24 protein-coding genes and 2 riboswitches are annotated in these 26,612 nt (G+C 53.9%); of the genes, 14 read left to right on the top strand and 10 right to left on the bottom strand.

What is annotated here, in order from left to right:
- Positions 1-32: 32 nt before the first annotated feature.
- The 3 genes from BLR25_RS10845 to BLR25_RS10835 are packed head-to-tail and all read right to left on the bottom strand — an operon-like array spanning position 33 to position 2,463.
- On the bottom strand, positions 33-407 hold the full coding sequence (locus BLR25_RS10845) for a response regulator (RefSeq protein ID WP_091937476.1): 375 nt from the start codon (positions 405-407) through the stop codon (positions 33-35).
- An 11-nt stretch (positions 408-418) separates the two neighbouring features.
- On the bottom strand, positions 419-1,843 hold the full coding sequence (locus BLR25_RS10840) for a sensor domain-containing diguanylate cyclase (RefSeq protein WP_091937474.1): 1,425 nt from the start codon (positions 1,841-1,843) through the stop codon (positions 419-421).
- Positions 1,840-2,463, bottom strand: a complete 624-nt coding sequence (locus BLR25_RS10835) for a hypothetical protein (RefSeq protein ID WP_143009832.1) — start codon at positions 2,461-2,463, stop codon at positions 1,840-1,842. Before BLR25_RS10835 ends, BLR25_RS10840 begins: the two co-directional genes overlap by 4 nt.
- 216 nt (positions 2,464-2,679) lie before the next feature.
- Here BLR25_RS10835 and BLR25_RS10830 point away from each other — a divergent pair, with 216 nt between their 5' ends.
- Together BLR25_RS10830 and BLR25_RS21270 are read left to right on the top strand one after the other, a co-directional pair.
- Complete coding sequence (locus BLR25_RS10830) at positions 2,680-3,093, top strand: hypothetical protein (protein ID WP_091937470.1); 414 nt, start codon at positions 2,680-2,682, stop codon at positions 3,091-3,093.
- Positions 3,094-3,155: 62 nt separating this feature from the next.
- Positions 3,156-3,359 carry a hypothetical protein gene (locus tag BLR25_RS21270; RefSeq protein WP_091937468.1) on the top strand — a complete coding sequence of 68 codons (204 nt, stop codon included), beginning with the start codon at positions 3,156-3,158 and terminating at the stop codon, positions 3,357-3,359.
- Positions 3,360-3,462: 103 nt separating this feature from the next.
- Here BLR25_RS21270 and BLR25_RS10820 read toward each other — a convergent pair whose 3' ends face one another.
- The 6 genes from BLR25_RS10820 to BLR25_RS10795 all read right to left on the bottom strand — a co-directional run bounded on the left by BLR25_RS10820 (position 3,463) and on the right by BLR25_RS10795 (position 10,421).
- Positions 3,463-3,879 (bottom strand): bacteriohemerythrin, encoded by a 417-nt coding sequence (locus tag BLR25_RS10820; RefSeq protein WP_091937466.1) that lies wholly within the window; start codon positions 3,877-3,879, stop codon positions 3,463-3,465.
- Positions 3,880-4,172: 293 nt separating this feature from the next.
- Positions 4,173-5,054 carry a phosphate/phosphite/phosphonate ABC transporter substrate-binding protein gene (locus tag BLR25_RS10815; protein ID WP_091937464.1) on the bottom strand — a complete coding sequence of 294 codons (882 nt, stop codon included), beginning with the start codon at positions 5,052-5,054 and terminating at the stop codon, positions 4,173-4,175.
- A complete protein-coding gene (locus tag BLR25_RS10810) occupies positions 5,051-7,414 on the bottom strand; it encodes a putative bifunctional diguanylate cyclase/phosphodiesterase (protein ID WP_218122705.1) in 2,364 nt (787 codons plus the stop codon). The genes BLR25_RS10815 and BLR25_RS10810 overlap by 4 nt, the downstream gene beginning before the upstream one ends.
- Before the next feature lie 142 nt (positions 7,415-7,556).
- Complete coding sequence (locus tag BLR25_RS10805; protein WP_091937462.1) at positions 7,557-7,964, bottom strand: hypothetical protein; 408 nt, start codon at positions 7,962-7,964, stop codon at positions 7,557-7,559.
- A 9-nt stretch (positions 7,965-7,973) separates the two neighbouring features.
- Positions 7,974-9,614 (bottom strand): methyl-accepting chemotaxis protein, encoded by a 1,641-nt coding sequence (locus BLR25_RS10800; protein WP_091937460.1) that lies wholly within the window; start codon positions 9,612-9,614, stop codon positions 7,974-7,976.
- Positions 9,615-10,145: 531 nt separating this feature from the next.
- Positions 10,146-10,421 (bottom strand): hypothetical protein, encoded by a 276-nt coding sequence (locus BLR25_RS10795; RefSeq protein WP_218122704.1) that lies wholly within the window; start codon positions 10,419-10,421, stop codon positions 10,146-10,148.
- 622 nt (positions 10,422-11,043) lie between these two features.
- Positions 11,044-11,266, top strand: a riboswitch (cobalamin riboswitch).
- 141 nt (positions 11,267-11,407) lie between these two features.
- Here BLR25_RS10795 and BLR25_RS10790 point away from each other — a divergent pair.
- The 10 genes from BLR25_RS10790 (at position 11,408) to BLR25_RS10745 (ending at position 23,696) form a co-directional block, all read left to right on the top strand.
- Complete coding sequence (locus BLR25_RS10790) at positions 11,408-12,076, top strand: energy-coupling factor ABC transporter permease (RefSeq protein WP_245715535.1); 669 nt, start codon at positions 11,408-11,410, stop codon at positions 12,074-12,076.
- Positions 12,073-12,414 carry an energy-coupling factor ABC transporter substrate-binding protein gene (locus BLR25_RS10785; protein WP_091937456.1) on the top strand — a complete coding sequence of 114 codons (342 nt, stop codon included), beginning with the start codon at positions 12,073-12,075 and terminating at the stop codon, positions 12,412-12,414. The genes BLR25_RS10790 and BLR25_RS10785 overlap by 4 nt, the downstream gene beginning before the upstream one ends.
- 55 nt (positions 12,415-12,469) lie before the next feature.
- Positions 12,470-12,734: riboswitch (cobalamin riboswitch) on the top strand.
- A 456-nt stretch (positions 12,735-13,190) separates the two neighbouring features.
- Positions 13,191-14,747 (top strand): adenosylcobinamide amidohydrolase, encoded by a 1,557-nt coding sequence (locus BLR25_RS10780; protein ID WP_218122703.1) that lies wholly within the window; start codon positions 13,191-13,193, stop codon positions 14,745-14,747.
- 55 nt (positions 14,748-14,802) lie between these two features.
- Complete coding sequence (locus tag BLR25_RS10775; protein ID WP_091937452.1) at positions 14,803-16,776, top strand: TonB-dependent receptor plug domain-containing protein; 1,974 nt, start codon at positions 14,803-14,805, stop codon at positions 16,774-16,776.
- Positions 16,777-16,870: 94 nt separating this feature from the next.
- Entirely contained in the window at positions 16,871-17,485 is a 615-nt protein-coding gene (locus BLR25_RS10770; protein ID WP_091937451.1) for a MotA/TolQ/ExbB proton channel family protein, read from the top strand.
- The gene (locus BLR25_RS10765; protein WP_091937449.1) at positions 17,463-17,801 is read left to right on the top strand and encodes a DUF2149 domain-containing protein; all 339 of its coding nucleotides are present in this window, start codon (positions 17,463-17,465) and stop codon (positions 17,799-17,801) included. Before BLR25_RS10770 ends, BLR25_RS10765 begins: the two co-directional genes overlap by 23 nt.
- A complete protein-coding gene (locus BLR25_RS10760; RefSeq protein ID WP_091937447.1) occupies positions 17,788-21,801 on the top strand; it encodes a cobaltochelatase subunit CobN in 4,014 nt (1,337 codons plus the stop codon). The genes BLR25_RS10765 and BLR25_RS10760 overlap by 14 nt, the downstream gene beginning before the upstream one ends.
- Positions 21,802-21,862: 61 nt before the next feature.
- Entirely contained in the window at positions 21,863-22,528 is a 666-nt protein-coding gene (locus BLR25_RS21655; protein WP_091937445.1) for an energy transducer TonB, read from the top strand.
- A 1-nt stretch (position 22,529) separates the two neighbouring features.
- Positions 22,530-23,276: a MotA/TolQ/ExbB proton channel family protein gene (locus BLR25_RS21765; protein ID WP_091937443.1), complete on the top strand. Its 747-nt coding sequence runs from the start codon at positions 22,530-22,532 to the stop codon at positions 23,274-23,276.
- Positions 23,277-23,696 (top strand): ExbD/TolR family protein, encoded by a 420-nt coding sequence (locus tag BLR25_RS10745; RefSeq protein WP_091937441.1) that lies wholly within the window; start codon positions 23,277-23,279, stop codon positions 23,694-23,696.
- A 30-nt stretch (positions 23,697-23,726) separates the two neighbouring features.
- Here BLR25_RS10745 and BLR25_RS10740 read toward each other — a convergent pair whose 3' ends face one another.
- Positions 23,727-24,563: an adenosylcobinamide amidohydrolase gene (locus BLR25_RS10740; protein ID WP_091937439.1), complete on the bottom strand. Its 837-nt coding sequence runs from the start codon at positions 24,561-24,563 to the stop codon at positions 23,727-23,729.
- Between the two features lie 244 nt (positions 24,564-24,807).
- Between BLR25_RS10740 and BLR25_RS10735 the strand changes: the two genes are divergently transcribed.
- Both BLR25_RS10735 and BLR25_RS10730 read left to right on the top strand, forming a co-directional pair.
- Positions 24,808-25,164, top strand: coding sequence for a hypothetical protein (locus BLR25_RS10735; protein ID WP_091937437.1), 357 nt, complete (start codon positions 24,808-24,810; stop codon positions 25,162-25,164).
- Positions 25,165-25,230: 66 nt separating this feature from the next.
- The gene (locus BLR25_RS10730; RefSeq protein WP_091937435.1) at positions 25,231-26,604 is read left to right on the top strand and encodes a TonB-dependent receptor; all 1,374 of its coding nucleotides are present in this window, start codon (positions 25,231-25,233) and stop codon (positions 26,602-26,604) included.
- Positions 26,605-26,612: the final 8 nt, after the last annotated feature.

Raw genomic sequence — 26,612 nt, 5'->3', positions numbered from 1 at the left:
CGTTTCATCATCCCGGCGGGGTCTTGCCGCACCTACGCGATGCCTAGCACTTTGGCGACGCCGTTCATAACTTTTTTCTTCTCATAGGGTTTGACAATCCATGCGATGACGCCGTTTTCCTTTCCCAATTGCTTCATTTCGGAATTTGTCTGGGTTGTCAGCATGAATATCGGGATACGCGCAAGCGACTGATCTTTGTGCAACTCCCTGCACAATGACAGCCCGTCCATTTCAGGCATGTTGATGTCACAGAAGATCAGGTCAATCGGTTGTTCCCATTGAATTAGAAATTTCAACGCATCGACCCCGTTACCCGCCTCAAAAATCTGATATCCCTGTTCAGTGAGATCGTTTCTGAGTTGCGTGCGAACCGTTTCGGAATCGTCCACGACCAATACGTTTGGCATTACTCTCCCTTTCAAATCAATCCGGCCATCTCGACATCCGCACTAATCCGGTTGCGCCCATCGGCCTTCGCAGCGTAAAGGAGCCCATCGGCACGCTGCATCAAATCATCGACAGATTCTCCCCGAATATGCTCGGCAACACCGCCGCTGACGGTGACGCAAATCGATTCACCCCCCAAAGCGCAGACCATCGACTCGATCGAACGGCGGATACTTTCAGCCAGCGCCAGCGTCTCCACGAGCCCATGTGGAGTAAAGACAGCCAATTCCTCCCCACCAAGGCGAATGGGAATAGCTTGTTCTGGGCATAACTCAAGGATCTTCTGACCGACCGAAGCCAGAATCACGTCACCACTCTTATGACCGTACGTATCGTTAACTCTCTTAAAATGGTCAATATCGAAAATCACCATTGACGCTTCATGAATTTGTTCGCGGTCGTGGCTCCAGAGCAAAGCTGCGACAGCATCCTTCATGTACAAACGGGTGTACAAACCGGTTAGCGGGTCGCGAATTGCGCGCTCGTAGAATTCCATGCTCTGTCGCTCCAGAGCCTGCGATTTTTCTCGCTCACGCGCAGCGTCGAGCATCTCCCGCTCGGCATTGACGATTGCTGTTCGATCCTCAAGTATGACTAACATTTGGTCGACAAAGCCGTCGAACACGATGGGCTGATAAGTGATCCGAAGCCAGCGCCCTTCGCGAACACTGGGATCGGGATCGTGATAGATTTCCTTCGGGAAGACGCGCAGATAATTTCCATATGTCAGCTCAGACCGTCCCAAACATTCGCGTATAGCCAATACACCGGCGACAGCTTCTGGTGACATCGTGGCCATTGCAGGACCAAACAAGACGTCCTCGATGCATTCGCCGGCAAGCGCGCCTTGGCCAAGCATCGACTCGAGATAACTTGAATAGGTATCGCTGATCTGCGCATTTCCGTCTATTGTAAAAATCCCCAACGGAATACTCGTAAACACCCTCGACAATCGCCGTTCAGCTTCACGCAGACCAGAAATGTCATCACCAAAAACCATGACCAACCGACCTTCGCCCTGATTCTTAACAATTCGCCGAGTTAGCGTCCAGTGAAATGGGCTCTCTGTCTCCCCAGCTTTTGTCGAAAGCCCCATTTCGAATCGCAACATCGGGTAGGGCTCGCTGGCTTCAACAACTTGCCTGATATTATGGGCAAAGACACTCCAGTTTTCCTTGCGGAAGAACCGGGCAAGTGGCGCTCTAAATATATCTTCTGCATCGAACCCAAACAATTCGAGGAATCCCTGATTAGCTCGCAAGACTTCGTGATTCTCGTTCAACACGAGAAAAATCCCTGGCATGAGATCGATGACCGACTCGGTGTTCGCGTTTGCTTCGTCCAGTAGCATCAGCATTTTGTGCGACGCTTGCAGATCAAGGTTAATGCGGCTCATAAGAAATCCATCTCTTCATCGTCTTCCTCTTCAACAACAACATCGGCAAGTTTCGCGAGCCGTTCGATGCTGAGAAATTCATACTGGGCGCTGCAGTACAGTTTGTACCCATCGACATCCAACTCCCAAAAATCGCTGCACGCAACGGTCGGGATCTGCTTATCGATATAGTCTGCGAAAACCTCGTAGAAACCGCTTGTCGCGAGAGGCAGGCTAATTCCGACCTCAACACCTACATTACTGAGCCTGGTTACCAGATTGCCCGCAACCAGATTGGTGTATTCTTTAACGAAATCGATTGCTTGGCGCTCGCGAATCTGCTCTGCAGAAGCTCCTCCATAAATCCGGAAAGCCAGTCTCTTTGCCGACCTGATACTAAAGTGCGCCTTGAATGTAATTCGGATCGTTTCGCCGGATATCAGGATGAACGCCATGTGAGGCGCCAAAATCCGTCCCGACTGAAATGAAGACTCCATCTCCCCGATCACGACTGACTCCGCATTCGCTTGCGTTTTCGCTCGCGTAATCGAGGCGTAGCGAACCAGTTCGCTCAGCTTTTCTTTGATTGGCAACGCCACGGACGCTGCCCGGTCCTGCTGTGTGTTATGAGTGGTGTCCATATGTAACTCACCGATCGCAGCGAACGCGATCACAAATCGCTATCAATCTTTATTCGATCGAATGAGCATAGCGATGCCATGTTGCAAATTGGTTAAGAACAGACCGAAACGATGCGCTCGACACGGCCGAATCGAGCGCGTGAAATATGTTTGTCATCGTTTTTACATCATCGAATGCAAGACTAGTCGGGCATCCTATAAATGGGAGATTCTCTGATGAGAACACAGGAACGCCACGCGCATATCGTCACCGGCAAACATCTCAACTTGTACGAGAACTGTGACGAGTTGATCCGACTGGTCAAATTGCTCGAACTGAGCCCATTACACACGATCACCAGTCAGACTTTTATCGAAAGATTTCGGCTGCTGGTCAATGCCGCAGATACTTATTTCCTACGTGAAGAGGAAATGCTCGGAGTCACTACATTACCGAACTCGGTGAAACAGCGCTATTTGGCTAGCCACCGAAAAATTCGAGATATTTTCTACAACATTCATATCGACTCTCTCAAGGGAAGAAACCAGACAGCTATTGAAATATATGACCAAATTGGTGCTGAAATGGAAAGACATCTTTCGGAGCTCAGCACCGATCTTAAAAGCCATATGCAATCTTTTCGTCATTGATGTTGGTATCTTCAACATTGAACACAACGCAAGCGCGCTAAACAGTTTATTGTCACAGGATTATGGGAAACAAACTTATTGTAGTCGGGCGGGTTGTCAGCCTAAGAGATCATTTGTTTAGAGGCATCACTCAGCAGAAATCGTCACGTGACGCGATAGAGAATTTGTTTGTTGTCGCCGCCGTGAAAAGCAAGATGCGCAAACTTGTCTGCTATGGTGCAAACCTCCGGATTGAGGTTGGTCTGGCTGATGTTGTGTTTATTTGAAATAACCTGAACGCCGGTTAGCCGTTGGTCACACCACGGACTGTCAGATGGAAAAAAGGCTCCGCATCTGCTGTTAGCTTCGTAGTCTGATGACCTTTTCCGACTAATGCTCAAGCACACAAATAAAATCACTGAGTTTGATATCCTGATTATCCCTGTGCTTTTGCCAAGTCGCGAAAATACACAGCATCAGTTGATGGGCAGCGGGCTGGTCATTTCGCATGACTGCAACTGAAATTTTGGATATTTCGTTCAACTGCTGTGCATGTTCGCGTTTGTGTTCTGCCGCGCCCGGGAATTCGCAAATCTCCATGAATGATTCTTCCCGAGCGTAATGAGAGAGTGCGTATTGCTTTAATTCCTGAACCAGTTCTCCGAATATTTCAAATCGCATGTTTGGGAAACTGCTCAGCTCTATCATTTGCGCGACCAAGCGATTGCAACGCTGATGATCGGCATCCATGATCGCTTGAGCAATATCCAGTTTTTCTCTCAGGTCTGCTAGCTTGGCTGTTTCCATATAAAATGTCGATTGTCCTACGATTTGCTATATAACAACGAAGGCATTTGTCGTCGTGCTCATTCAAACAGCACACTCAGTATCCCTCTTCGAGTTTAATAAACCAGCACTTTAACATCTGCTGAAGTCGATAGACTCAACTACGTATAATCGCTTTTATTGCGCAATAAGCACTCATGGATGCACTTCGCCAAGATTGAAAACGCCGAACGGGTGACCGGAAGGGATCTATCCTTTCAGAGTTGTGCCATTGAAATACTCGACCTAAATTACATGCTGCGGCGAGTTGATTCCTATTTGGGCAGACTCTGCATGATCTGGCTTATGGTCCTGTAATTTTCCCCGCTGAAGGCGACAATACGGCTGGCGTTCAACCACTGTAGCGTCGCCTTGTGGGAGTTCTCCGTTGCGGTGAGAAACACTTTACGTATCTTTTCTTTGATCGGTGCGCACAAACGCGTTCTATAGACGAATGGGTCGAGCGGAATGGGCTCGGATTTCCACAATATTCTATAGTCATTTTCAATGCCTTTACCTTCGCGAATAAACTCCGAGAGGAGAAGCGTCGATACAAAGGCCGCGTCAGCCCGTCCGTCGAGAACAGCCGCGGCTGATTTGTCATGCCCACCGGTATAGACGATGCGGCCGAAGTATTTCTCGAGAGAGCCGCCGATCATTGGAGAAAATAAGTGCCTCGGGATAACCGATCCGGACGTACTTAGAGGATCCACCAGACTCAACGTGGATCCTTTCAGTTTCTCTATGCTGGTGAATTGCGAGCGGTTGCGCACCACCAACAGGGAGTGGTAATACGGCCCTTCGTCTTGGAATGGCCCCGCTTTCGCAGAATAGCTGGCGAAAACTTGGATGGCGGCTCCGTTGGACATGGCACTGGCGAAACTAGCAGGACCAAGCATGGCGATGTCCGTACTTTCTGCCAGCAGACTCTCGACCACTGCGCCATATGAAGGCGGTATATTGGTTTTGACTTTTTTCCCCGTTTCCTTTTCCAGTTCTGCCAACAACGGTTGCATCGCTGAAACGCCCTTGTCAGCGTTGCTTTGGGGAATCAGGAGAAAGTTAAGCGTCGTCGGATTGTCGCATTCCGCGCTCATGGCGTGACCTGCGAACACGGCGACACTGACGGCTACGAAACGAGAAATGGCAAGAATCATGGCAAAAATTTTCCGTTTTTCAAGACGCTTTCAATGTCTTTTGCAGGCACTGCGCGATGGAAATAATAACCTTGGAATTGATCGCATCCGACGGATTTCAGATGGGTCAACTGGTCTTTCGTTTCAACGCCTTCGGCGACGACGAACAAACCAAGTTTGTGTGCCAGCGTAATGATTGAGTCAACAATGATGGCGTCGTTCGTAGTATTGTTTATTTCGCGGACAAATGACCGGTCGATCTTGATGGAATGCACAGCGAACTCTTTCAAATGTCCGATATTCGCGAAGCCTGTTCCGTAATCGTCGATCGAGATACGGATGCCCAAGGCGGCAATTTCTTTCAGTTTCCCGGAAATGTCGTCGATATCTTCGACGAAGCAACTTTCCGTTAACTCGATTTCAATGAGCTGTGGAGGAACATCACGGGCAACCAGCGTACTGATGAACTTGCCGACAAATTCCCCGCTCTTCAGCTGTTTGGCCGAGATGTTCACCGCAATCGGCACCGCGGGGATCCCCCTTCGCCGCCAATCAACGATCTGATCGCATGCCAGTTCGATGACGAGTTGCCCCAAGGGTATGATCAATTCGTTTTTCTCTGCAATGGAAATGAAATCGTTCGGATAAATCAACCCGAATCGAGGATGCTGCCACCGCACCAATGCTTCCAGGGCGCTGAGTGTATAGCCGTAAGCCTCCACCCGGGGTTGGAAATGCAAAAAGAATTCTCCCACCCGGATGGCATGGCGCATGTCCCGGAGCAGTTCCAACTCGTAACCGGATTTTCTATTCAGCCCTTCGTCAAAGAAGCGATAGGTTCCGCGCCCGGCGGCTTTCGCGACGTACATTGCGGCATCCGCATGCTTTAGCAGCACGTCGATGTTTTCGCCATCCTGGGGACAAATGGCAATGCCTATGCTCGGGCTCGTCTCGAGATTGTGCCCGTCCAGGTCGAGAAATGGATCCTTGACGGTGGATAAGATTTTCTCCGCAATCTTCCCGATGCTGTCAATCGATTCAATATCATTGATCAACATGACAAATTCATCTCCGCCAAAACGGGCGACGAGGTCTGATTCCCGCAAGCTGGCGCGATAACGCTTGGCAACTTCTTGCAGCAGGATATCGCCAATCCGATGGCCCAACGTATCGTTAATCGCTTTGAAATGATCGAGATCGACGAAAAATACTGCATGATATCGCTGGCTTCGCCGTGCTCGAGTCAAGTGTGCGGCAGCGAATTCGGTAAACAGCATGCGATTTGGAAGACCAGTTAAATGATCATGTGAAGCCAACTTGTAGGCATGCTGCGATTTTTCTTCCAACTGTCGTATTAACTCGCTATTTTCCGCCTGGGAACGTTCCAGCGCCATCTGGATCTTCCGCCTTCCGTACGTTGTTCTAATGAGCACCACAGTACCCAACAAGACAGCGATCGAGGCGAGAACGGCAATCCTCTCGACATATTTTTGTCGTTCCTTAGTAGCGACGAGCACTTCGCTAACACTAACTGTGGTCGCTATGATCAAAGGAAAATTTTCAAGCCGATATGCTGCGTAGATACTTTCGCCATCATCGCCTGGACGCTTGACAGTACCAAAGCTGGTCGGGTGTCGCAGAATCCGCTCTTGATAATCGCTATCACGGTAATTCCGTCCCGATGACAGCGTTCCCCTGCGTAATTCGGCGAACTGAAATCCATCTGTCCCGATGATTTCGATACGGCCGTCATGGCCAATATCGATGTCCTTAAATAGCCGGAGAAAGTATCCTAAGTCCAAAACTGCGACGAGATATCCCAGCTCTTCGCCTTGTCCGGGTAATTTGAGGAGAAGCGGGACGCGCCACGAATCGTTACGGTCTGGTCGGCCAACGAGGACATCCCGGGATTCCGGATCCTTATGGAACGCCGGGACAATTTCTTTGGTGAGCGCCTCAGCCATCACTTCGGTCACCTGACGCGCGGATGAATGGATCAGTTTGCCCGACTGGTCCAGCACGACGATTCGCAGGTATTCCTGATCACCGTTCGCTGTCGGATTGAGATGGCCAGCGACGGATCGATTGCCGTTAAGCAAGGCAATGGCGAGATTGGAAAATGCCTTAGTCTTGCTGATCACCTGCTCAAGGTCTGCTTTTGCAATGGTCGAGATGTTGATATTGCGACGGATTGCTGCTTGCAGGGCGATATCTTCCTCGCGTTGGGTGGTATTTTTCACTAACCCCCAAACGAAGGCAAAAAACACTACGGCGATGCCTATCGAGAGGATGAGCATGCCGGTCCATCCGTCCAACGCGATTGAACAGCGGAATTTCTCGCGGGAGCGCCAGCGAAAAATAGAATCGAATGGCTCGACCATCACGAATCAACAAGCATACGAGAGAAAATAGCGGACGAGTGACAATAGCAACAAAATATTACGTTCTTGTTATCGTGGCGTCTTGCCCGAGAAAAGCGCTTGTTCGGTAGTGGCGAGACTCCTGAACACTTGATTGATGAGTTCAGTGGGGTTTGTGCATCAATGACCTTGTCAAGAGATAGTCGCCAGCTTGAACAACAGGGCCGTAATTCCCGGATCCGGAATGCCGGATGATGTTCTTGTTGGTGAGATGCCTGAATCGCTCCAGCGTCTCGAGAATCCGCTCCATGCCAGGTGCTTTCCGATTACCGTCATCGACAGCGGGTTGTTCTATGTCGGGAAGATGCCCGTCGCTGTACAGGGGAGTCGAGAACCGCCGACGAACTTGGCGCCAGCCGCTGACGTAGATTAGCGCGCCGGCCTCGGGTGCCTTGATGTATCCGCCGCATGCCAGAGTCGTCACACCGACGAAGGTCTGGGCCGAGATATTGGAGACTGACAGGTTCGGGGGGCACTCAGCAGGCGCAATATGCGCCGCAACGCCGGGCACAAACTGTCGTCATTCGGCACTTTCCTCGGAAAGACGATAGGCGTTGACGATTCTTTGCATTTCGGCAGCAAGATCATCGAGATCCTTGGCGGCTTGGGCGCTGTTTTGCGCCGCCGCGCTGCTTTCTTCCGACATCTGGGCGATGCGTTCGACCTGAACGGCGATGCTGTTGGTAGCCGCACCCTGCTCGTGGATCGCGTTGGCAATTTCCCGCATCATCGTCGCGCCACCTTGGCCGCCCTCGCTGATCTCCCTCATCAGACCATTTGCTTGTTGCGACGAGTTGACGCCATTTCCAACCTTGCTGACGACCCGCTCCATGCTGGCAACGGCGTCCAGTGTGCTCGATCGCATGGCGCCGATCGTCTCGGCGATTTCCTGCGTCGAGGAGGAGGTCCGCTCCGCGAGCTTTCTGACTTCGTCGGCGACGACCGCGAATCCGCGTCCTTGCTCTCCGGCGCGGGCGGCCTCGATCGCTGCATTCAACGCCAGAAGGTTGGTCTGGTCGGCGATGTCCTTGATGACCTGAATGACGCTTTCAATTTTTTGGCTGTGCTGTTCCAGCCCATGGATGAGTTCCGCCGCGTCATCCACCTTTGTCGCAATCTCCCGGATTTCCTGTGTCGTCTGGTCGATCAGGCGTTCGCCGTCCGCGCCGAGGCGATTCGCTTCGCTAGCGAACACACTCGTTTGTTGTGCCCGGTCGGCGACATGATTAATACTTACCGTCATTTCCTCGACTGTTGCGGCCATCGCCGACGCCGCCTCGCTCTGGTGATGAGACGCGGTAGCCACCTGGTTAGCCGTAGTCGCCATCTGGCCGGCCGAATTCGATACGGAAGTTGCGCGACGCGAAATCGATATCAGACTGCGCTCGAGCTTGGTCAGAAAATCGTTTAGTGCTTGGCTGACCTGTCCGATCTCGTCATTCCGGGTTGAGTCCGCGCGAACGGTGAAATCGAGATGACCGGCGATATGGGCCATGACGGCTTGTATCCGCCGAAGCGCCCCCTGTATGTCTCTGAACAGCCAGTAACCAAAGCCGACCAGCACTGCCGAGCCGCACAGGAAGGTCATCAACGCAATATGCCCGGCCTGCCGTCCGTTTTCGATGGCTTCGGTCACTGACACCATCGAATCCGTTTTGTTGAACGTAACATGTTCGTCCATGGCTTTTCTGGCTGCGGTGCTGGCCGCGGCGCCCTCGGCCAGGATGCTTTCGTACTCTTCGTCGAATTCGCCCTTGAGTACCTTGTCGATGGCGCGACCAACGATGCCGAAATACGCGCCGACGAGCGCTTTGTCGCGCTCGAAAAGTTGTTTGTCCTGGTCTCCGACGACGACTTGTTCGTAGTCCGCGAAGGCCTGGCGGACAGCGGCCTGGAATTCGAGGATGTTGTCGCTGGCCTGCTTTCTAGCGGTCGGGTCCTTCGCCAGTACAAGCCGATAGAAATATACGCGGACCAGCATGGACGCTTGCCGTGCATCACCCAGTTTCTCAATGGCGGCAATATTCTTATCCTGAATGTGTTGAATGCTCCGGGTCGTATTCAACGTGGCATAGAAGCCGACGGCGCCGACCGCCAGTAGCGCGACAAAAGCGATCAAGATCAGAACAATGAGTCGTTGAGCGATGGAGAGTGGTTTCATGAAGACTTAGTATGCGACGAAATCAAAACACCAAAGGCGACGTGCAGTACGTCGTAATGTGTATGCGACAACGATGGATGTCCTAGAGCACGTGAATCAAATCCCATTGAGATATGAGCCGGAGAATATTAACTACTATTTATGACGATATGGTTTCACCGAAAGTTCGTATGGAACTATCGTTGCTATTCTTTATTCATTTGCGGGTGGGATATTCCAGCTCCGGAACCGTGCTTGGAGAATCAGCTACAAGACTGAGAGGGGACTTGATGTCGAATCTTATACCGCTATCTGCCGACGAGGTCGTAGGAAGGGACCGAAGCGCAATGTGACGTCTTGCATCAGTGCCTACCAGGGTTTCCTCATCAGTCGGCCGCTACCCATCGAAGCATTCGACTCGTTTATCGAACGAGTCTAAGACGAGCTTGCCGATGTTCGGCTTTTCAAATTCAGGTTTTGGAAAGCCTCGATACTTTTATCTGTCATATCGGCTAAAAAGCCAATCCCAAGATAATGAAAGTATCTCAAAAATTATCGTTTGCGCTGCTGTGGAGCCAGTAGTTCAGAGCGACCGATCGTCACATGGGTTTGTTCCGGGGGCTCTGGTTCGGAAAAACAAGCTGCGGCAATTGCAGTATCCAAGCCCCGAAGCTCCACGGACCTCTTAGGGTCACGCAGCGATACCATGCCTTCATTCCAGGCATGCACCATCTGCTTGGCAACCGAACGCCAGCGTGATTCGTTCCTGGCCGCTTCGATCACTTCTGCGCCGACCTCAACCGCCGATTCGCACAAGCGCTCAACCATGTCCGCGTAGACTCTAGGTGCAATACCAAGCCGTGTATTGAAAAAGCGCTGCAGAGCCTTACCAGCCGCCCAGGCTTGTCGACCGTCGATGGATAAGCCTGGTGGGTTATTAGCATATGCTCGCGAAAAGTGGTTGTATGTCCCTATGCTAGTAGGGCTACAACAAAGCCTCCGATCATCGAGATAACCCGTTTGCTAGCTGAATGCCTCGACTCCTGATTTGTCCTTGCTCGGGAGTCGGTCCATGTCGCGTTTCATGAAGTAGTGCGGACACTAAAAGCAAATGCTCACAGGCAAGTCCTCGGCGATTCTGTTGAAAAACTCCGTTTGCAATCGCGCCAGCGCAATAAAGAATTTTTCGACCTTCAGAATCGCTCTACGATCGATGATAGTCGCTTGGGGAAGGGTTTCAGCACCCCTAAAAAACCACCGAAACGTGCATCGAAGGAGTTTTTCAACAGAATCCGGCCGAAGCAGCCATTGACTTGTCGTTAAGTAACGGCAGCAACGTTTCAGAAAACAGACACTGGGATCTGCTCAACTGATTACGCAAGAGTTGGATCTGCACGGAACGAATCATGATTGTGGAAAGCCGCATTGCCTCGATGGGTTTGAAAAGGTAGACTTTCCCTTAGTTTTAGGTGTCCTGCTTTGCAACCGTGGAGCAGGGTTAAACGGGAAACCGGTGGCGTCATCAATTGCCTTGATGATAATTCCGGTGCAGCCCCCCGCTGCTGTAAGCCTGACGAGTCCAGCAATATGCCACTGTGCGACGTTTTCGCATGGGAAGGCGCTGGAGGAGGATGAAGGTGAGCCAGAAGACCGGCCTGGAACGAATGTAGTGCCAATCCTCGGGGTGAGGGGTGAGGTTCTGACGATTCGCTGCCGGTAGTGTTTTTGTTGTCGACGCTATTGATAGCCCATCTTCCGATCTGATTCCCATTTTCCCGAGCAGTATTCGAGAAATGAGGTGAATCGTGCATATCATGGAAGGTTTTCTGCCCGTTGAGCATGCCATTGGCTGGAGTGTCGCCTCCTTGCCGTTTGTTGCCTGGGGCATTTCGTCGATCAAAAAACAGATTGCTCACAACCCTGAGCAACGCATGTTGTTGGGTGTCGGCACTGCTTTCGCTTTCGTACTCTCAGCCCTCAAGCTACCTTCTGTGACCGGTAGCTGCTCTCATCCCACTGGGACAGGTCTCGGCGCGCTTCTGTTCGGTCCAGCCGCGATGGCACCTGTTGGACTCGTTGTCCTCCTATTTCAAGCATTGCTGCTGGCACATGGTGGTTTGACGACGCTGGGTGCCAATGTCTTTTCCATGGCTATAGTCGGGCCGTTTGTGGCCTGGGGAATTTACAAGATCGCTCGGATGCTTGGCGCCTCGCTGGCTGTGGGCGTGTTTTTCGCGGCTTGTCTCGGTGATTTGATGACTTATGTCACGACATCGGTGCAATTAGCGCTCGCCTTCCCCGATCCCGTCGGTGGCTTTGCCGCATCGCTGGCCAAGTTTGCTGGAATTTTCGCGATTACCCAAATCCCGCTGGCCATTAGCGAAGGATTGCTGACAGTGCTGATCTTCAATGCCTTGGCAAGATTTAATCCAAAGGAACTCAGGGAGATGGGCTTTGCACGTGAATTGGAAGCGCAGTCATGAGCAAGAGCAAGAATCTGATGATGTTGTTGATGGTGGTCGTGTTGGCGATCATCCCTTTCTGGATGGTGCAAAAGCCGGAAGCTATCGATGGGGCGCCGGAAATCAAGCTGTTTGGCGGGTCCGACGACAAGGCCAAGGACATGATCGGCGAGATTGCCCCCGACTATAAACCGTGGTTTGAGCCGTTACTCGAACCCGCCAGCGAAGAGATCGCTTCATTGTTGTTTGCCCTGCAAGCTGCAATAGGCGCTGGCTTTATCGGCTATTTCATCGGCGTGGGTGTGACGCGCGAAAGAATGCTTAAGGAAAAGCTGGGAAGTCCAACGAGAAAGTTGTAGTAACAGGGTTTCGAGTTTTACGGGGCTGCTCCTGTTCGGTCAGTCCCGGTTATAGAGTTAAGTCGTTGCAACAGGTGCGTCTCTGCTGTGAAGGTGGAGCGTTAAACGGGAACGAGGTACGTGGTTGTTGACCGCCAAGCCTCGGCTGCCCCCGCAACGGTAAGTGAGTGTAGGTGTTTCAGGATTGCTCGATGGGCAATCAGTCACTGGGAACGTTACGTGGTGTCGGAAACGTCGCTGCGGGCCTCCTGGGAAGGCGAAACATCCGTTCGAGAGAACAACTTGCGAGCCCGTAAACCGGCCTGTTGTTTGTGTCACTCGCCCAGGGTGACAGATTGATTGACCTTCTGTGGGGTGCGGAGGGCGGTCGGAGAATTCGGGAACAGAGGTTTCGCGCCTTCCCACTCTCCTTTCCGCCAGCCTCTCAGCAGGTCAAACAGGAGTGTTTGATCATGCATCATCGACAGGTTGGTATCGATAGGTGGCTACGTTCTTCGGCAATTTCACGATTCGTGGAGTTGCTCGCTGGCTGCTTGCGCCACACCACAGACGATTCAGTTTCTTTTGGTATGGGACAGGACCTGGAAAGCCGTCCTTTCTGTACCGCCGATCAATGTCGCCGGAACCAGCGGAGCCCTTTCACTCGACATGACAGCCAACGTGGTCGAGGCGACACCCTTTTCCCTTTTGCGAGGAAGGCAGTTTCGCTGCTCGGTTTTTTGCTAGTCCCGTTGTCGTTAGCGATGTCGACAACGGCATCAGCTTCGGATATCACAATGCCGGCCAATCTTCAGGCTCAAGCGCAAGTGATTCGCGCAGAGCGAGACGGATATTGGGAAAAGTCGCTCGTCGTTTCGTTTCCCGAACGCCGCCGTTCGTTATCGACATTCGACGGGATCGTTGAAGCACGCGCAGCCGTCAATCACTCGGCGCATCCGTTGCTCTGGATCAAGGTGAGCAAAGAGTTCTTGAACCAGAACGGAAGCGGCGGCAAGGTTTATCTCGAACACATTCACCAGAAACTGGCTGATTCGTTGAAGCTCGACAAATCAGAGATCGCCAAGATGGCGACGGCCGCCGACATGGACAACCTTGCGGTGGTGACCAAGGAGTTCGGCCCGTTGACGGTCACCGTCCTGGCTACGGCCGGAGCGAAAAGTAATGCCATACGGACGGGTATCGACGAGAGTTCTTACATCGAAGGGCAGGAGGCCGATTCAAAGCCGCATGGCACGATCAACATCATGGTGCTGACGAACGCACGCTTGACCGACGGTGCGATGGCCCGTGCGATCGTGACCGTGACTGAAGGCAAGACGGCGGCGCTCGAAGATCTCAAGATACCGAGCACTTATAGCCCAGCAGTGCAAGCCACCGGAACAGGCACCGACAGCGTGATCATCGTTTCCGGTTCGACGGGGCCGAAAGCCACCTACGCAGGCGGGCACAGTCGACTTGGCGAACTTATCGGCAAAGCAACCTACGAGGCTGTGGTTGAGTCCCTGGGAAAGCAAAATGGATTTTTCCTGCCCGGCACAAAGCGGTTTGCGGGGGATAAAGCGGCGATTACGAAAACGCCGAATACGATTCGCCTTGGGTTGTTGCATATGGAGGCCGTTCCTGGAGATGTCGCCGGGAATCGCAGGCGAATTGAAGAGGGGGTTCAGGAAGCCGTAGCCCACGGAGCGGACTGGGTCATCACCCCGGAACTGGCAGAGACGGGGTATTACTTTTTCAAACGAATTGGTACCGACTGGATCGAACCATTTCCCGGTACTTGGGTTTCCACGTTGGCAGCAATTGCCCGCGACAATCGAATCGCATTATTTGTCGGTTTCGCCGAGAGAGATCCAAAAACCGCCAAGTTGTACAACAGCGTCGTCGTCATTGATCGCCAAGGCACGATTCAGGGGACGTATCGCAAACAGGCCGTCCATGGGTCGGCGGAAGCCTGGTCTACCCCGGGCGCCCAGAGCAAGCCTATGTCCGTCGATGGCATCCCTGTGGGCGTGTTGATCTGCGCTGATGCGTACAAACCGGGTCTTGCTGCGCAATATCGCGAGCAAGGCGCTGCCATTCTGTTGTCGCCGGCGAACTGGCCTCCGGCGGGAGAACTTGGCCCCAAGAATTATTGGGAAACGCGCTCGCGTGAAACCGGCCTGCCATTGATTGCCGTCAATCGTACCGGGAAAGAACCTGAACTCGATTTTTCTCAGGGACAGAGTGCTGTCTCTGTTGAGGGCAAACGCCTTTTCTCCTTCAGCTCCGCCCGATCACGTTTGTTCTATGTCGATTGGGACGGCAAACAAGGTTTCTCAGAGATAACGGACTAAAGGTCACGTATCTGCAAAGCATTTTTTCGAATTCAACACAGGAGCCAACAAAAACATGAGCAAGAGAATTATTTTTGCGGCCATTCCCGCTGCATTGACGTTTTCCGGAGCCGTTGTTGCCGAGGATGCCGGCATGCGTGAAATGGTCGTCACCGCAAATCGTACGCAAGAAGCGAAGCGAGAACTGAGCAGCAACGTCACGATCATCAACGAGGCGGACATCAAGGCATCTACCGCATCGACGCTTGCCGATCTCATGACTCAGCAAGGGTTGATGGTTGTGACGACAGGCGATTCCAGCGGTGTGCAAATGCGCGGTTATGGCTCCCTAACGATGATGAATGAGCCAGAGAATACGGTGCTCATGCTCATCAACGGACGCCGCGTTGGCAGCGCCAACCTTGGCTTCATGGGCTTGGCCAACGTTGAACGGGTCGAGATCATTCGCGGACCGTCTGCTGTGCAATATGGTTCGTCTGCTCTGGGTGGCGTCATTAACGTCATCACAAAACAGGGCACGGCAAACAAGCCCTACGCATCCATCGAACTCGGTGCCGGAAGCAACGGCTTGGTCCGGGAAAAGATGGCCGCGGGTGGCGCCGTTGGTAACTTCGACTTCGCCCTCGGACTTACCAACTTCACGCGCAACGATATTTCAACGTCTGAATTCGGGAAGTGGTATCACACCGACACAGACCACAACACGATGGGAACCCTGGATTTGGGCTATACCATCGCAAAGAATCACCGTGTCGGACTCAACTATTACCAAGGAGACGTCGCGTCGAATTTGCCGACGGGCTATATCCGTTCCGCCGGCAGCAACACCCCCTCTTCGACCTACAATTCCTATCGGAAGATGTCCGAAAACACCACGCTGAGCTACACCGGAAGCACCGATGACAAAGTCTATGACTGGTCAGCGAGCTACACCACCGGACGTGAAGACAATCAATACAAGACCTCCACCCCGCCGTATACGAATTTTATCGAAACGCAGATGTTGAACGGCCAGGCCGGTTACAACGGCTCCTTGTGGTCGCTCTCGGTCGGTATCGATTCGCTGGAGTATCACAACTATGCGAGCAATGCGCCGGCGAAGCCGACGATGGCGGATCACGGCGCGTATTTCTCCAGCAAACTCCGCTTGCTTGATGAGCGGTTGATCTTCTCCGTTGGTGGCCGTTATGACAAATACACGAATACGTCGGTAAGCGGGACTGACTACACGGATAGCCACTTCGGCGGATCTTACGGAGTGGCCTGGTTGCCGGTCGAAGGATTGAAGCTGCGTACCAACTACGCCGAAGGCTTCAAGATGCCTTCCCCGCGTCAGGTCGGCGGCAGTTCTCCCTATTACAACGCGAATCCGAATCTGCAACCGGAAAAGGGCAAGACCTGGGAAATAGGCGCCGATTTTGATTGGAAATCCATGGCGGCCAGTTTGACGTATTTCCACTCCAGTTATGAAAACAAAATCGTTGGCATGGCAGTGACGGGAATGCCCCTGTCCTACCAATGGCAGAACATCAAGGCAGCGACATTGGCGGGTATGGAAGGCAGTTTGCGCTATGACCTAGGGAAAGCTCTTGGGAAGAGTTGGAGTCTGACACCGTTCGGTAGCTTTACCTGGCTGGGCACGCGCAAGACGACTGATTCAAGCCAGTTCTACCAGTACAACGGCAGCACGACCGATATTTTGGCCAACACGCCGGAATGGATGTTCAGCTACGGGGTGGATTATGCCAATCCGGGATACAAACTGAAGAGCCGCCTGAGTGCCAACACCTATGGCACGGTCCTGACAAAGGACTACAGCAAGACAGGCAGTCCGTACATCCAGCGGCCCTCCGGTACTGTGGCTAACCTGAGTCTCGAAAAAGAATTGGTCGAACTCAGCAATAGCAACGGAACGCTGACCTTGCGCGCCGAGATCAACAACTTGTTCGATGGCAAGAACGAGATGTACTGGAACTATCCAGGACAAGGTCGGAATTTCTACGCCGGTATTCGTTACGACTACAAGTGATGTCTGGTCGTCGAATGGGTGACCGTTCGATGGAAACGTGCAGAGAAGGCGCCGGGAGTCGTCTCGGTGCCTCCCTCTCTTGAAAGAGGTAGCTATGGATAGTGTTCATCTGATCGAACAGTTGTTGTACGAAGTCGCAACCGCCCTTTACTTTCCCGTTATCGCGGGCTGCGCATTCCTCGTGTGTTACACCCCGCTTCAACTCGGGATGACACTGTTCGAGGGATGGCAAAGATGGCGGCATCGTTTTGATGATCGTGAGATGTTTGGCTTGGCGCTTGATCGCCTTCGCTATGAGTGCAAGATGTCGCCACAGCGACTGGAAATTGAGGTCGAACGTCTGTTGCAGGCAACCGAATTGGGTCTCTCCCGTAGTCTCGACCGGGTGCGTTTTGTCATCAAGGTCGGTCCGGCACTCGGTCTGATGGGGACACTCATACCGATGGGAATTTCCCTCGCGGCACTCGCTGAAGGGAATATCCCCAAGATGGCTGGCAGCATGGTGACCGCCTTCACCGCAACCGTCGCGGGTCTTGGAGCTGGGGTGCTCGCTTACCTGATTGCCCTCGTGCGCGAACGATGGGCTCGCGAGGACGTACGCGAAATGGCGCATGCGGCAGAATTAGTCATTGCGCACATTGATCCCAAGAAACACGAACAGCGTCATTTGCAAGAGGGGGCTGACGATGCGCTTGCTGTCTCAGCGTAGGCGCTCCTCGTTCGGCGGGGAGCCACTTGAAGACCCGATAGCAGGGGTGGCCAACCTATTCGACGCCAGCATTGTTTTCATCGTGTCGATGATGATTGCCCTGTTCATGGCCTACAACATGATGGACCTCCTTGATCCAACGTCTGAGGTCACGATGATGAAAAAAAACGCCAATGGCGATATGGAGATCATCACCAAGAAGGGCAAGGAAATCAAAGTCTCGAAGGTCACTGACCAGAAGCTATCCGGCAAAGGTCAGCGTCTGGGTACCGCCTACAAACTTCCGGATGGAAGAGTCGTCTATGTCCCCGAATAATCGTAGGCGAGAGACGGCGTTGCGAGACAGCCTGCTCGCCGTATTTTGCCGAGTACTCTTGGGTTTTCTTGGCTGTACGCTGTTTAGTTTTGCCTGCGCAAAACCGCTTTCGATGGTGATCATTCCTGGCGATCCTTCGACGCCAGCGGCCTTGGAGGCAATCAAGCAGTTACGCCAGGAACTGGCGTTGAAAGAGGTCAAGTTCCACATCCTACCCTTCACGCAACTTCAGGAGCGCGATCTGAAAACGCTCTCCGGTGCCGACGTTGCGTTGATTTACAACATGGGCAGAGAGATTGCCGAAGCGGTGACCCCGGCAATCAAGAAAATGAGTGCACGCGGGGCCAAAGCCTACGCCATCGGTTCCTCGTTCGAAGAAATCGAGAGAAAGGCCGGATTTGTCCAAGACGATGCCCTGCGGGCTTATTCTCAGGCGGGTGGGGTCGATAACCTGTCCTCGATGATCAAGCGGGTTCTGTCACGCGATTTCGGGTTGCCAGTACAGTACGGAGAAGTCGTTGCATTTCCCATGAGCGGCTTATGGAATCCGGTCAATGGCAAGGCATTTTCAAAATTTGAGGACTATGCGGCCGATTACGTGAAGCGTCGGCCGGACGCTGCCGACCATCCCTGGGTTGGCATCTTGTTTCATCGGCCAGTAGCACAGTCCGGACGTTCCGAACTGCTAACGAGTATGTTTGCCGCCTTGGAGGCTCGCGGGTTCAACGTCATCGCGGCATTCGGCTACCCGTCGGAGATTCCGGCGCAGAAATATTTCATCGACCACAACGGAAAATCGCGCGTCGCAGCGCTCGTTGGATTGGCCGCAAAGCTTGGGAATACACCGGAACGCAGCATCCCGGTGATGAAGCAACTGGATGTGCCGATGGTCAACGCGATCTCGTTGCAGAGTCTGAGCCAGAAAGAATGGGAAGACTCCCCCATAGGACTGTCGCACACGGAGCGATCGTGGCAGGTAGCGCTTCCCGAGTTCGCGGGGGCTGTGGCGCCGACGGTTGTGGCGGCCAAGGAGCGACGTCGGGATCGGGACAGCGGTCTGGAATACATCGCAGAGGTACCGATTGCCGAGCGCATTGAGCGGCTCGCTGACAGGATCAAAAAGTTCACGGCATTACGCTACGAACTGAACCCGAACAAGCGCGTCGCGATCATCTACTACAACTATCCTGCGGGTAAAGAGAATGTGGGGGCAGCGTATCTCAACGTGATGCCACGCTCACTCTGGCAAATTCTCACGCGTTTGGAACGCGATGGGTACAGCACGCAGGGACGTCCAGCCAGCGAAGATGCCATGCTGGAATTGTTGCGCAACCATGGCACCAATGTTGGAAATTGGTCACGCGGTGCCCTTGAAAAGCTGGTGCGAAGCGGCAATGCGATGTTGCTGCCTATCTCCGAATACCGCCAATGGCTTGAAAATCAGCCGTTGAAGCTGCGTACGGCAATGATCAAGGCATGGGGCGAGCCGGAAAAATCGAAAGTGATGGTCTGGAAAAACCCGAAGGGAATCCCTTATTTTGTCTTTCCCGCGCAGCGTTTTGGTAATCTCGTCTTCGCGCCGCAACCAACGCGTGGTTGGGAAGGCGATCCGGACAAGATGTTCCACGATGTCGTCTTGCCACCGCATCATCAATACCTAGCGTTCTATCTCTGGCTACAGAAGGGATTCAAGGCGCATGCCATGGTGCACGTGGGAACGCATGGTACGCATGAATGGCTCTCGGGTAAGGAAATCGGCTACACGCCAGCCGATCCGGGCGAGGCATTGATGGGCGATGTCCCGCAGTTCTATCCGTATGTCGTCGATGACATCGGAGAGGGATTGCAAGCCAAGCGTCGCGGTATGGCGGCCACCATCTCCTATATGACGCCGCCCTTTGACAAGGCCAGCTTGAATCAGGAACTCAAGCTGCTTAAGGCATTGATCGGTGATTACGAGGTGGCAGCGCAAAAGAGCAAATCGACGGCCGCAGCCAAACTTGTCGAAATCGACCTGCAAGCTCGCAAGACCGGCGTGCTCAAGGATATCGGGATCAAGGCGGTGAAAGACGAGGAAGATGTCGAGAAGCTCGACGAGTATTTCGAGGAGGTCAGCAACAGCCAAGCCCCTTATGGTCTGCACACATTCGGCGTTGCGCCGGAAAAGGCACTCCGGCTAACCACGGCCGAGGCAATGTTGTCGATGGCCGGAAAATTGACGCCTGACGAGCTCGCACGTCGCAAGGAAGAATTGTCGGTGCTCATGGAGAACAGTGCGGCTGACGAACTCAATGCACTGGCCGCCGGTTTGGGCGGTCGATATATTGCGGCGGGGCCGGGGGGCGATCCGATTCGTAATCCGGATTCGTTGCCGACCGGACGCAACCTCTACGGTTTCGACCCGACCCGGCTACCCTCGCCGGGCATCTGGCTGCAAGGGAAAAAGCTCGCAGAGCAATTTGTCGCCGATTATCGCAAGCGCCACGGCCAATACCCGGATCGTCTGGCATTTACCTTGTGGAGCACCGAGACGATGAACCACGAGGGGGTCACCGAAGCGGAAATCCTTGCGCTTATGGGCGTCAAGCCCGTTTGGAACGAGCGCGGTCGCGTGTCGGGGCTTGAAGTGATTCCTCGCAAGGAACTCGGAAGGCCGCGTGTCGACATCACGATTACACCGTCGGGACTGTATCGCGACACCTTGCCGAACATCATGCTGCTGCTGGACGACGCGGTAAGTAAGGTCAAGGACCTGGAGGAAGAAGACAACCCGATCCGGGAAAATGTGAGGACGACACAAAAGGCGCTCGAAGCGAAGGGCGTGGATTCTGCCGACGCAGCAAGAATGGCAGCGGTTCGCATCTTTACGGAGCCACCAGGGGCCTATGGCGTCGGTGTCTCCCGTGCGGTTGACGCCAGCAATACCTGGAAGAACGAAGGTGAAATTGCTGACGTGTATTTCAATCGGCTGGGCCATCTTTTTGGTCAGGGATATTGGGGAGACCGCCCCGGAGGCAAGGACCTGGCGGTGAACATCTTCAAAATGGCACTCAAAGGCGCCAAAGCAACCGTTATCGCCCGTTCCAGCAACCTCTTTGCAACGCTCGATAACGATGATCTCCATGACTACATGGGCGGTTCGGCAATGGCGATTCGACAGGTCAATGGACAGACGCCGGAAACCTATGTCTTGAACCTGGCGAATCCTTCCGCCGGCAAGCACGAAACTCTGGACAAGTACATGGGCCGCGAGATGCGGACTCGTTACACCAACCCCGAGTGGGTCAAATCGATGCTGAAGGAAGGCTATGGCGGTGCTCGCTATATCAAGACGGTGGCCGACAACCTGTGGGGGTGGCAGGTCACCGTACCGGAGGCTGTCGATGGTGCGAAGTGGCAGGAAATGTACGAAACCTACGTGACAGACCGGAACAACCTGAACATCAAGGAAAAATTCCGTGAGGCCAAGAATCTGCTGGCGTATCAGGCATTGGTCGACAAAATGCTGGTTGCGATCAACAAGGGTTACTGGAAGGCCGATCCCGAGGTCAAAGCCCACTTGGACAAAGTCAATCGTGAAGTGATCGCAGAGGCAGGGGTTGCCTGCAATGCCAACACATGCAGTAGCCCAGAAATCACGGCACTCGCGGAGGCGCAGGATCGGAGGGCCATGGCGGATGCTGAATCGATGCCGGCCCCCAACCTTGGACGTCAATCTGCGCTTTCGGCTGCTAATTCCGCATTGGTGTCGGGAGCAATGGACAGCTCGACGAAGCCTGCAACTCCGGAGACATCCCCAGCGAGCGAGCAGCCTGCAAAGGCGATGGGGAAAACCGCGTCGAAGGTTGAAGGGTATGAAGTCGAGGAAAAAACCCGGCTACTCGGCAACATGACGCCAGAAGTACGTAACTGGGCACTGGCGGGCTTCGCGGCTCTGGTCTTATGCGGGTTTGGATTCAATGCTCGGCGCAGAAGACTGCGGTTGAGAAGTGCCAGTTGAGTGTTTAGGAAATTGGAATGATGACCAACATGATGTTCGCCAGAGTAATTGAGAGGTCCCCATGAGCTACGTTCTGTCGAGTCCGTCTGCTACGCGCCGGACCGGGTTGATCGGCATCGTGGTTGGGTTGCACATTGGCCTGTTTGCCTTGTTAATACTCACCAAGACGGCATTGCCGCAAATTGTCGAGGCGCCGCTCATCGTTGACTTGATTGAGGCGATGCCGCTGCCCCAGGCATCGCGGGTAAAACCGTCGCCGGTTGTCACCCCGCCGGTTCCGCAGAAGAAGGAATCGACACCGCCTCAAAAGGCGCCTCAACCGGTGCTTGAGACAACAGCCAGTGCCGAGCCGGCAGCAAGTCATGCCCCCGTGGTTGCGGCAGAGGCGAAGCCATCGGTGCCAAGCAGCGCCGGTGGCAACAGCATGACAGGTGACTTACCGTTGGTTCAGGCGCGCTTTGATGCTGACTATTTAAAGAATCCGGCGCCTGTCTATCCGTCGATGTCGCGGCGATTGGGAGAAGAAGGCAAGACTATTCTCCGAGTCCATGTCTTATTAGACGGGTCCGCTGATCAGGTTGATATCAAGACCTCGTCGGGAAGTCTCCGACTCGATGAATCTGCGCAGCGTACCGTGCGCACCTGGAAATTCGTCCCCGCGAAGCGGGGTGGCACCCCGGTTGAAAGTTGGGTGCTGGTTCCTATTACTTTCCGATTGGAGCAATGACATGCAAGAAACTGCGATGCAAAATGTATTTGGATTCGCGCATCTTTGGGAAAACGGTGATTTGATTTCCCATTCTGTGGCCGTGCTGCTGGCGCTTATGTCGGTCGCGAGCTGGTATCTGGTCTTGGCGAAAGTGCTGGACAACTGGAAACTACGTAAGGCGTCTCGTGCCGTGGGACTGTTCTGGTCGGCGACGACTTTGGCCGAAGGCATACAGAAGTTGCGTGATGTCAGTGGCGACAGCCCTTACGTCCAATTGGCTACACAAGCCGGGAGCTGCAACAGTGACTGCGAAGCCGCTCGCGGACATCTCGCTTCTCGCTTCAATCCGGCCGAGCAGATGGAACGGACACTCCGACAGCAGCTTTCGTGTGCTCAAGCGGGAATGGAGAGTGGACTGACGCTGTTAGCCACCACGGGTGCAACGGCGCCGTTTGTCGGTCTCTTTGGCACTGTCTGGGGAATCTACCACGCGCTTGTCGCAATCGGCATCTCCGGACAAGCTGCGTTGGAACGCGTTGCAGGGCCTGTCGGCGAAGCGCTAATCATGACCGCTGCCGGCCTTGCCGTGGCGCTTCCCGCTGTTTTTGCCTACAACGCCTTCACTCGCGTCAATCGCGTCATCTTGACCGATCTCGATGCGTTTGCTCATGACTTGCACGCGTTCTTTACGATGGGCAAGCCGTTCGTTGCCAATACTGCGCGGGTACATCCGCTGCGGGATGAAAAACACTCGGAGGCGGCATAAATGGCATTCGGCTCATTCAATACAGCGGGCACTCAAATGCCAACGGCAGAAATTAACATGACGCCGTTGGTGGACGTAATGCTCGTGTTGCTGATTATTTTCATTATTACGGCACCGCTGATGACGCATTCCGTGCCGGTGGAGCTGCCGAGAGCCGCGAGTACGCCAACGCCAGAAAAGCCCGTCAACCTGCAAGTGGCGATTGATGCCAAAGGCCAGGTCTATGTGGGTGTGGAGCGAGTTGCTGGTGATCAGTTGGAAGGGCGATTTCGGATGGCAGTAGCTCAGGATGCCAAGGTTGAAATGCACTTGCAGGCCGACCGGAATACGCGCTATGAGGCTGTTGCCGAAACGATGAGCGCCGCACGACGTGCCGGATTGACGCGGATCGGGTTTGTGACGCAGCCGACTGCTAAATAAGGATGTCTGAGAGGCGATTGCAATCCAGAATCACGCAATTTCTGGAATGCTGAGCGTTCTTGCCCTCTCGGATGCCTCGTGTTTGGCGAGTGCTGCTATTACTCCTTCGTGCACTGCTTGACCGATCATTCCTCCGATCCGGCTATGCCCTCCGGTATAGGCGATAGAAGGGCCGTGGTTGCCTGATACGACAATCACGCTGTCGGTACCCGTTCCCGTTGCCTGGACGTCGGGTGTGTAGCAACTTGGAACCATCAGGTCTTGTAATGCAGCAGCTTTTGCTTCGGTCGCAGTGACCATTGCGCGTGCCATCGCGCCGATGCTCAAAACCGCATTGGTCAGCAAGATGATGTTGATTGTGCCAGGAGGTTCTTGCCCTTCGATGTAGGTGCCCATATCGGTGCCGGCTCTGATGGCGTTCGTCTCGACACCCGCGGTGACCAATACGGTGACAGTAATCGGATCAAAAACTTTGGTTACGACCGCCAGATTTTCGGCGTCGACTGCGGTAGCAACTTTTGTAATGGATGTGTGTTCGAGGCCAAGGTCATCGGCCAGCTTTCTGCGAATGTGCTCGACGTATGACTTTCCACCACACCCATCCTTATTCATGAATTCCTGGCCGACTATTTTCCATAGACATGGATGTGCCGAATGGTTGACGACTGCTAACGCATCGACCAAGCCATCATAGGTCGAAAGCGTCTGGCGGCGTCCTGGAAACGTCACAACCAGCGACTTTTCCCAATATTTTCCGCGCTCGCTTTTGACCAAAAAGGCATTCGCTTGAAGACAGTTGGGGATCGAGATGTCTTGATCACGATATTGCTTTGGAATGGCGCAAACAGCAGCAGAAAGAGAATCCATGGGCTAACGCAGCGAGACTCATGTGGAAGGCTGTCAAATTCTACACTGAGGCCAGTTGAATCATGGGAATGAATCGTTTTGCGTCGAGGGTTCCGCAGTAAGAGGCGAGGCGTTGATCGCTCGTCGCGGTTTAAAAACGGACATCCATCCGCTGGGGTCTTTCATTGAACACATCCGCGTTTTGGCGGTCGTAGCGCGACGGATCGCTCCGTCACGTTTCCCCACGTTCGGGTAATATCACTCCATGCGCCGCCGTTCGATTCCATTGTTCGTATTTGTTTGCACGTTCTTCCTGCTGTTTGCGCAGGGAGCAGCGTTCGCACACTGGATCGAACACATTGGCACCGATGCGCAACGTGCCTTAAGCGCTTCGGTCCAGGAAAACGCGGACAGCAAACCTGCCGGGCAGCACGAAAGGGCGGACGAACAGTGCCTGTCGTGTCTAGCCTATGCTGGCATAGTTGCGGCGCCGCCTCTGGATATTGCCCCCTCGCCAAGTCAGGTTGCCATGCCGGGACCGCACAGCGAGGTGGCGGTAACGCAGGTAATTTCTCGCTCGATCCTTCCCTATGGCGCCCGTGCTCCCCCCGTCAATCTCTAAAGCCTAACTCACTGATATTCCCTTTCGGCGACGCCGGAAGGTCGTCTATTGCTTTGGAGATGATTCATGCGTTTACCTAAACCGCTCTTAGCGGCGTTGGCGCTTGCGCCGACGATTGCTATTGCTGCCGACAACGATTTGCAAACCTTGCGCGAGGAAGTCGCGCGGATGCGCGAATCCTACGAAAAACGAATCCAGGATCTGGAGAACCGGCTTGCCCAGGCCGAAACCAAGGTATCAACCACGGAAGCCAAGGTAGCCGAGTCTGTCCCACAGGCACCCGTTGCAGCGCCGGTCGCTGGCACCAATGCCTTCAATCCGGATGTGTCGCTCATCTTGTCCGGTCAGTACAGCAATCTGTCGAAAGACTCGGCTTCCTATCGCATCACCGGATTCCATCTGCCGAATGATACGCTGGATGGTCTGAAGGCCAACCGAGGCTTGAGTCTTACGGAAAGCGAGTTGGGCATATCGGCCAACATCGATCATCTGTTCTATGGCGCAATGCTCTTTTCGATCCATCCGGACAACAGCGTTTCTACCGAAGAGGCCTTCATCCAGACGACGGCATTGCCCTATGGCCTAACGCTCAAGGCGGGCCGGCACTACTCGGGGATCGGCTATCTCAACGAGCAGCATGCACACACCTGGGATTTCGTCGATTCTCCGCTCGCCTATCGCGCCTTCCTCGGCGGGCAGTTTGGGAGCGATGGCGTGCAGATGCGCTGGCTCGCGCCGACCGACACCTTCATAGAAATCGGCGCCGAACTCGGGCGCGGTGCGAACTATCCGGGCACCGACCGTAACAAAAATGGCGCCGGATCGGCGGCCGTATTCGCGCATCTGGGCGGCGACGTCGGAATTAGCCATAGCTGGCGGGCCGGCCTGTCTTATCTCGGCACATCCGCGCGCGATCGGAAATTTGATGAGCTCGACGCAACCAGTACGTCGGTTACCAACAGTTTTGCCGGCAATAGTCGCTTGTTGATTGCCGACGGCGTCTGGAAGTGGGCACCGAATGGCAACGCCAGCGTCACTAACTTCAAGCTGCAAGGAGAATACCTCCGCCGCACGGAAAGTGGCGATCTGACCTACGACACGAATGCCGCATCGTTGGGAACGGCAACAGGGCACTATTCGGGCATCCAATCCGGCTGGTATCTCCAAGGGGTCTATCAATTTGCCCCCAAATGGCGTGTCGGATTACGGGCCGAGCGCCTGAGCACCGGGGCGATCGACTACGGCGTTAACAGCAGTTCGCTGCTTGCTTCCCACTACGCTCCCTCGGCACATGCGCTGATGTTCGACTACAACCCCAGCGAGTTCTCGCGTATTCGCCTGCAATTCGCGCAGGACAAATCCCGGGAAGGCATCACCGACAACCAGATCTTCCTGCAATACCAAATGAGTCTTGGCGCGCACGGCGCTCACAAATTCTAGGAGTTCAT

Source organism: Propionivibrio dicarboxylicus (assembly GCF_900099695.1).
GTDB classification, from domain to species: domain Bacteria; phylum Pseudomonadota; class Gammaproteobacteria; order Burkholderiales; family Rhodocyclaceae; genus Propionivibrio; species Propionivibrio dicarboxylicus.
The sequence above is the reverse complement of the archived record's forward strand: the minus strand, read 5'-3'. Positions and strand labels throughout refer to the sequence as shown.

What these genes read in the sequence shown, in the direction of transcription:
- BLR25_RS10845 (WP_091937476.1), bottom strand. Translation starts at nt 407, where the DNA reads ATGCCAAACGTATTGGTCGTGGACGATTCCGAAACGGTTCGCACGCAA.
- BLR25_RS10840 (WP_091937474.1), bottom strand. Translation starts at nt 1,843, where the DNA reads ATGAGCCGCATTAACCTTGATCTGCAAGCGTCGCACAAAATGCTGATG.
- BLR25_RS10835 (WP_143009832.1), bottom strand. Translation starts at nt 2,463, where the DNA reads ATGGACACCACTCATAACACACAGCAGGACCGGGCAGCGTCCGTGGCG.
- BLR25_RS10830 (WP_091937470.1), top strand. Translation starts at nt 2,680, where the DNA reads ATGAGAACACAGGAACGCCACGCGCATATCGTCACCGGCAAACATCTC.
- BLR25_RS21270 (WP_091937468.1), top strand. Translation starts at nt 3,156, where the DNA reads ATGGGAAACAAACTTATTGTAGTCGGGCGGGTTGTCAGCCTAAGAGAT.
- BLR25_RS10820 (WP_091937466.1), bottom strand. Translation starts at nt 3,879, where the DNA reads ATGGAAACAGCCAAGCTAGCAGACCTGAGAGAAAAACTGGATATTGCT.
- BLR25_RS10815 (WP_091937464.1), bottom strand. Translation starts at nt 5,054, where the DNA reads ATGATTCTTGCCATTTCTCGTTTCGTAGCCGTCAGTGTCGCCGTGTTC.
- BLR25_RS10810 (WP_218122705.1), bottom strand. Translation starts at nt 7,414, where the DNA reads ATGGTCGAGCCATTCGATTCTATTTTTCGCTGGCGCTCCCGCGAGAAA.
- BLR25_RS10800 (WP_091937460.1), bottom strand. Translation starts at nt 9,614, where the DNA reads ATGAAACCACTCTCCATCGCTCAACGACTCATTGTTCTGATCTTGATC.
- BLR25_RS10795 (WP_218122704.1), bottom strand. Translation starts at nt 10,421, where the DNA reads ATGGTTGAGCGCTTGTGCGAATCGGCGGTTGAGGTCGGCGCAGAAGTG.
- BLR25_RS10790 (WP_245715535.1), top strand. Translation starts at nt 11,408, where the DNA reads ATGGAAGGTTTTCTGCCCGTTGAGCATGCCATTGGCTGGAGTGTCGCC.
- BLR25_RS10785 (WP_091937456.1), top strand. Translation starts at nt 12,073, where the DNA reads ATGAGCAAGAGCAAGAATCTGATGATGTTGTTGATGGTGGTCGTGTTG.
- BLR25_RS10780 (WP_218122703.1), top strand. Translation starts at nt 13,191, where the DNA reads ATGCCGGCCAATCTTCAGGCTCAAGCGCAAGTGATTCGCGCAGAGCGA.
- BLR25_RS10775 (WP_091937452.1), top strand. Translation starts at nt 14,803, where the DNA reads ATGAGCAAGAGAATTATTTTTGCGGCCATTCCCGCTGCATTGACGTTT.
- BLR25_RS10770 (WP_091937451.1), top strand. Translation starts at nt 16,871, where the DNA reads ATGGATAGTGTTCATCTGATCGAACAGTTGTTGTACGAAGTCGCAACC.
- BLR25_RS10765 (WP_091937449.1), top strand. Translation starts at nt 17,463, where the DNA reads ATGCGCTTGCTGTCTCAGCGTAGGCGCTCCTCGTTCGGCGGGGAGCCA.
- BLR25_RS10760 (WP_091937447.1), top strand. Translation starts at nt 17,788, where the DNA reads ATGTCCCCGAATAATCGTAGGCGAGAGACGGCGTTGCGAGACAGCCTG.
- BLR25_RS21655 (WP_091937445.1), top strand. Translation starts at nt 21,863, where the DNA reads ATGAGCTACGTTCTGTCGAGTCCGTCTGCTACGCGCCGGACCGGGTTG.
- BLR25_RS21765 (WP_091937443.1), top strand. Translation starts at nt 22,530, where the DNA reads ATGCAAGAAACTGCGATGCAAAATGTATTTGGATTCGCGCATCTTTGG.
- BLR25_RS10745 (WP_091937441.1), top strand. Translation starts at nt 23,277, where the DNA reads ATGGCATTCGGCTCATTCAATACAGCGGGCACTCAAATGCCAACGGCA.
- BLR25_RS10740 (WP_091937439.1), bottom strand. Translation starts at nt 24,563, where the DNA reads ATGGATTCTCTTTCTGCTGCTGTTTGCGCCATTCCAAAGCAATATCGT.
- BLR25_RS10735 (WP_091937437.1), top strand. Translation starts at nt 24,808, where the DNA reads ATGCGCCGCCGTTCGATTCCATTGTTCGTATTTGTTTGCACGTTCTTC.
- BLR25_RS10730 (WP_091937435.1), top strand. Translation starts at nt 25,231, where the DNA reads ATGCGTTTACCTAAACCGCTCTTAGCGGCGTTGGCGCTTGCGCCGACG.